This is a genomic window from Nonomuraea montanisoli, assembly GCF_013363975.1.
Classification (GTDB): Bacteria; Actinomycetota; Actinomycetes; order Streptosporangiales; family Streptosporangiaceae; genus Nonomuraea; species Nonomuraea montanisoli.
This window is the reverse complement of sequence record NZ_JABWGN010000039.1, coordinates 1-4,918: the sequence shown is the minus strand read 5'-3', so window position 1 is coordinate 4,918 and position 4,918 is coordinate 1. Positions and strand designations below refer to the sequence as shown.

At 75.8% G+C, this 4,918-nt stretch carries 2 protein-coding genes; both read left to right on the top strand.

Going from position 1 to position 4,918, the window contains the following annotated elements; translation table 11 throughout:
- The coding region (locus HTZ77_RS44845) for a beta-ketoacyl reductase (RefSeq protein ID WP_175595909.1) at positions 1–1,133 on the top strand (1,133 nt) is incomplete at its 5' end.
- A gap of 31 nt (positions 1,134–1,164) precedes the next feature.
- Positions 1,165–4,918: type I polyketide synthase (locus tag HTZ77_RS44840; RefSeq protein ID WP_175595908.1), on the top strand; the 3,754-nt coding region annotated here is incomplete at its 3' end.

Sequence of the window (4,918 nt, the reverse complement as noted above, 5' to 3'; positions counted from 1 at the left end):
CGGCGTGTGACGTGGCCGACCGCCGGGCGCTGGCCGCCCTGCTGGACGAGATTCCGTCGCTGGGCGGGGTCGTCCACACGGCTGGTGTGCTGGACGACTCGGTGGTGGAGGGTCTGACGCCGGAGCGGATGGACATGGTCCTGGCTCCGAAGGCGGACGCGGCCTGGCATCTGCACGAGCTGACCCGTGACAGGGATCTGTCGGTCTTCGTGGTGTTCTCGTCGCTGGCCGGGGTGCTGGGCAACGCGGGCCAGGGCAACTACGCCTCCGCCAACGCGTTCCTGGACGCCCTGGCCGAGCACCGCAGGGCACTCGGCCTGTCGGCGGTGTCGATCGCCTGGGGACTCTGGGACACCGGCGGGACCGGCATGGGCGGCACCCTGGAGGCCGCCGACGTGGCCCGGCTCGCGCGGGCGGGCATCGCCCCGCTGACCGCCGACCAGGGACTGCGGGCGTTCGACCGGGCCGTGGCGGGCGCCGAGCCGCTGGTCGTGGCCGCCCGCTGGGACGCCGCCGGGCTCCGGGCGCGCGCCGAGGCCGGGGAACTGCCGTCCATGCTGCGCGGCCTCGTCCGGACGCCCAGGCGCGCCGCCGCCGAGCGGGGCGACGGCGTGGCGGGGCTGGTGTCCAGGCTCGCCGTCCTGACCAAGGACGAAGGGCTGCGCCTGCTCACGGACCGCGTACGGACGCACGTCGCCGCCGTCCTCGCCCACGGCAGCGCCGACCACATCGAGGCCGACCGCGCCTTCAACCGCCTCGGCTTCGACTCGCTGACGGCCGTCGAGCTGCGCAACCGGCTCAACGCCGACACCGGCCTGCGGCTGCCCGCGACCCTCGTCTTCGACCACCCGACCGTCAACTCGCTGGCCGAACACCTCTTCCGCACGCTCGTGCCGCAGGCGCCGTCCCCCGAGGACACGCTGCGCACGGCCCTGGAGCACGTCGGTTCCATGCTGGCCGGCGCCAAGGAGGACGCGGACGCCGTACGCAGCAAGCTCGTCGCCGTGCTGCAGAGCAGCCTGGCGCGGTTCGGGGCGGAGCCGGACGGCTCCGGACGCCCCGACACGGTGGTGGGCAAGATCGACTCGGCTTCGGACGAGGAGATCTTCGCCCTCATCGACAACGAACTGTGACGCCTGACTCCCGCGACGAAGGGTTCGATTGATGGGGACCGAGGACAAGCTCCGCGACTACCTGAGGCGCGCCACCGTCGAGCTGGCGGAGACCCGCCAGCGCCTCGCCGAGGACGTGGGGCGCCGGCACGAGCCGGTGGCGATCGTGGGCATGGCGTGCCGGTATCCCGGCGGGGTGTGGAGCCCGGACGACCTGTGGGAGCTGGTGGACACCGGCGGCGACGCCATCAGCGACTTCCCGGCCGACCGCGGCTGGGACCTGGAGGGCCTGTTCGACCCCGACCCCGAGGCGTGGGGCAAGTCGTACACCCGGCAGGGCGGCTTCGTCGGCGACGTGGCCGACTTCGACGCCGCGTTCTTCGGGATGAGCCCGCGCAGCGCGCTGGCCACCGACCCGCAGCACCGGCTGTTCCTGGAGTCGTGCTGGGAGGCGCTGGAACGGGCGGGCATCGACCCGGCGTCGCTGCGCGGCTCCCGCACCGGCGTGTACGCGGGCAACATGTACGAGCACTACTCGACCCGGTTCCTGGAGGTCACCCCCGAGGCCGTCGAGGGCACGCTGTTCACCTCCAGCGCCTCCAGCGTCATGTCCGGCCGCGTCTCCTACACCCTCGGCCTGGAGGGCCCGGCCCTCTCGGTGGACACCGCCTGCTCGTCGTCCCTGGTCGCCCTGCACCTGGCCGTGCAGGCGCTGCGCCGGGGCGAGTGCTCGCTGGCCCTGGCCGGCGGGGTGTCGGTCATGGCGTCCCCGGTGCCGTTCATCGAGTTCTGCCGCCAGCGGGCGCTCGCCCCCGACGGACGCTGCAAGTCGTTCTCCTCGACCGCCGACGGCGCCGCCTGGTCGGAGGGCGTGGGCGTGCTCACGCTGGAGCGCCTCTCGGACGCCCAGCGCAACGGCCGCCGCGTCCTCGCGGTGATCCGCGGCTCGGCGATCAACCAGGACGGCGCGAGCAACGGCATGACCGCCCCCAGCGGGCCCGCCCAGGAGCGGGTCATCCAGCAGGCCCTCGCCGACGCCCAGCTCGACACCCTCGACGTGGACGTCGTCGAGGCGCACGGCACCGGCACGACCCTCGGCGACCCGATCGAGGCGCAGGCCCTGCTCGCCACGTACGGCCGGGCCCGCGGCGGCGACCGGCCGGTCTGGCTCGGGTCGGTCAAGTCGAACATCGGCCACACCCAGGCCGCGGCCGGCGTCGCCGGGGTCATCAAGATGGTCAAGGCCCTGGAGCACCGCCGCCTGCCGCGCACGTTGCACGTGGAGGAGCCGACCCCGCACGTGGACTGGGCGTCCGGCGGGGTGCGCGTCCTCACCGACCCCGTCGAGCTGCCCGCCGACCGGCCGGTGCGGGCGGGCGTCTCCAGCTTCGGCGTCAGCGGCACGAACGCGCACGTCATCCTGGAGAGCGCCCCCGAACCGGCGGCGGCGACCACACTCGCGAAACCCTTGGGCCTCGCGGACGCCAGGCCGATCGTGTGGGCCTTCTCCGCCAAGACCGCCGCCGCGCTGCGCGCCCAGGCCGGCCGGTTGCGCGCGCACGCGGGCCGGGTGAGCGGGGCCGAGCTCGCCGCCACCGCGCGGGCGCTGGCGGGCCGGGCGAGGTTCGCGCACCGCGCCGTGGTCGTCGCCGCGGACCGCGAGGAACTGGCCGCCGCGCTGGAGGCCGTCGCCGCCGGGACGCCCCACGCCGCCGCCGTCACGGGCGAGGCGCCGGCCGAGCCCCGGCCGGTGTTCCTCTTCCCCGGCCAGGGCACCCAGTGGGCCGGCATGGCCGTGGACCTGCTGGACACCAGCGACGTGTTCCGCTCCCGGCTGCGCGAGTGCGACGCCGCGCTGCGGCCGTACACCGGCTGGGCGGTCGAGGACGTGCTGCGCGGCACCGGCGGCGCGCCCGAGCTGGAGGGCACCGACGTCATCCAGCCGGTGCTGTTCGCCGTCATGGTGTCGCTGGCCGCGCTGTGGCGCGCGTACGGCGTCCACCCCGGCGCCGTCGTCGGCCACTCGCAGGGCGAGATCGCGGCGGCCTGCGTCGCGGGCGCCCTGTCGCTGGAGGACGCGGCGCGGATCGTCGCCCTGCGCAGCCGCTCCCTGACCGGGCTCAGCGGCACCGGCGGCATGCTCGCCGTCGCGCTGCCCGCCGCCCAGGCCGAGGAGCGGATCGTGCCGTGGGCGGGACGGCTGTGGGTGGCGGTGCACAGCGGCCCCGCCTCCTGCGTGGTGGCGGGCGAGGACGACGCGCTCGACGAGTTCGCCGCCGCCTGCGGCGAGGCCGTACGGGTGCGCCGCATCGCGGTCGACTACGCCTCGCACACCCCGCACGTGGAGGCGCTGCGCGACGAGCTGCTGGCCACGCTCGACGGCGTCCGACCCCGCCCCACCGAGACCGTCTTCTGCTCCTCGCTGGCCGGCGCGGTCATCGAGCCCGCCCGCCTGACCACCCGCTACTGGTACGACAACCTGCGCAACCCCGTGCTGTTCGAGGAGGCGATCCGCTCGTTCACCGGGACGCCGCTGTTCGTCGAGGTCAGCCCGCACCCCGTGCTCAGCGGCGACACCGGCGACATCTGCGACGACGCCGGGGTCACCGCGGGCGTCTGCGCGACCCTGCGCCGCGACGCGGGCGACCGGAGCCGCTTCCTCGCCGCCCTCGGCCAGGCGTGGGTGCTCGGCGCCGACGTCGCCTGGTCCGACGCGCTCGGCCCCGCGCCCCACCCGCGCGTGGACCCGCCCACGTACCCGTTCGAGCGGCGCCGGTTCTGGCTCGGCGACCGCGAGCGGGCCGGCCGGCCCGCCGGTGCGGGCATCGACGACGCCCGGCACCCGCTGCTCACGGCGGTCGTGCCGGTGGCGGGCGACGGCTGGGTCCTGACCGGTCAGCTCTCGCTCAGGGGCGCGCCGTGGCTCGTCGACCACGCGGTGCAGGGCGGCGTCCTGCTGCCGGGCGCGGCGTTCGTCGAGCTCGCGCTGGAGGGCGGCGTCCACGCCGGGGCGTCCGTGCTGGAGGAGCTGGTCATCGAGGCGCCGCTCCTCCTGCCGGAGTCCGGGGCCGTCACCGTGCAGGTCACCGTGGAACGACCGGACGCCGACGGCCGCCGCGCCGTGGCCGTGTACTCCCGCGCCTCCTCCGCCTTCGCCTCCTCCTCCGACGGGGACGGCTGGCAGCGGCACGCCGCGGGCGTGCTCGCCGACTCCGCGCCCGCGCCTCACTCCACCTCGTGGGCGGCCGCGTGGCCGCCTGCGGGTGCGGTGCCGGTGGAGGTTGAGGGTGGTTATGAGCGGTTGGCGGAGCGGGGTTACGAGTACGGTCCGGCGTTCCAGGGGTTGCGGGGGTTGTGGCGGCGCGGGGACGAGTTGTTCGCCGAGGTGACGGCGCCGGAGGGTGTCGAGGTGGCGGGGTACGGGATCCACCCGGCCGTCCTGGACGCCGCCTTCCACCCGCTCGTGCTGGCCGCCGACGGCGACGAGCTGCGGCTGCCGTTCGCCTTCGGCGGGGTCCGGCTGCACGCCACGGAGGCGTCGGCGCTCCGGGTCCGGATGTCCGGCTCCGGGGACGACGCGGTCGTCGAGGCCGCGGACGCGGCCGGCGAGCCGGTGCTCTCCATCGACGCGCTGCGCGTCCGCGCCGCCGCCGCCCGGCCCGCCTCCTCGTCCTCGCCCGTGTCGTACGGGGTGGAGTGGGTGGAGGTCGCGGCCGGTGGCGTCGCGGGTGTGGGGGCGCCGTCGGTGGTGTGGTGCGTGTCAGAGGAGTCGGACGTGCCGTCGTCGGTGCGGGTGTTGACGGGCC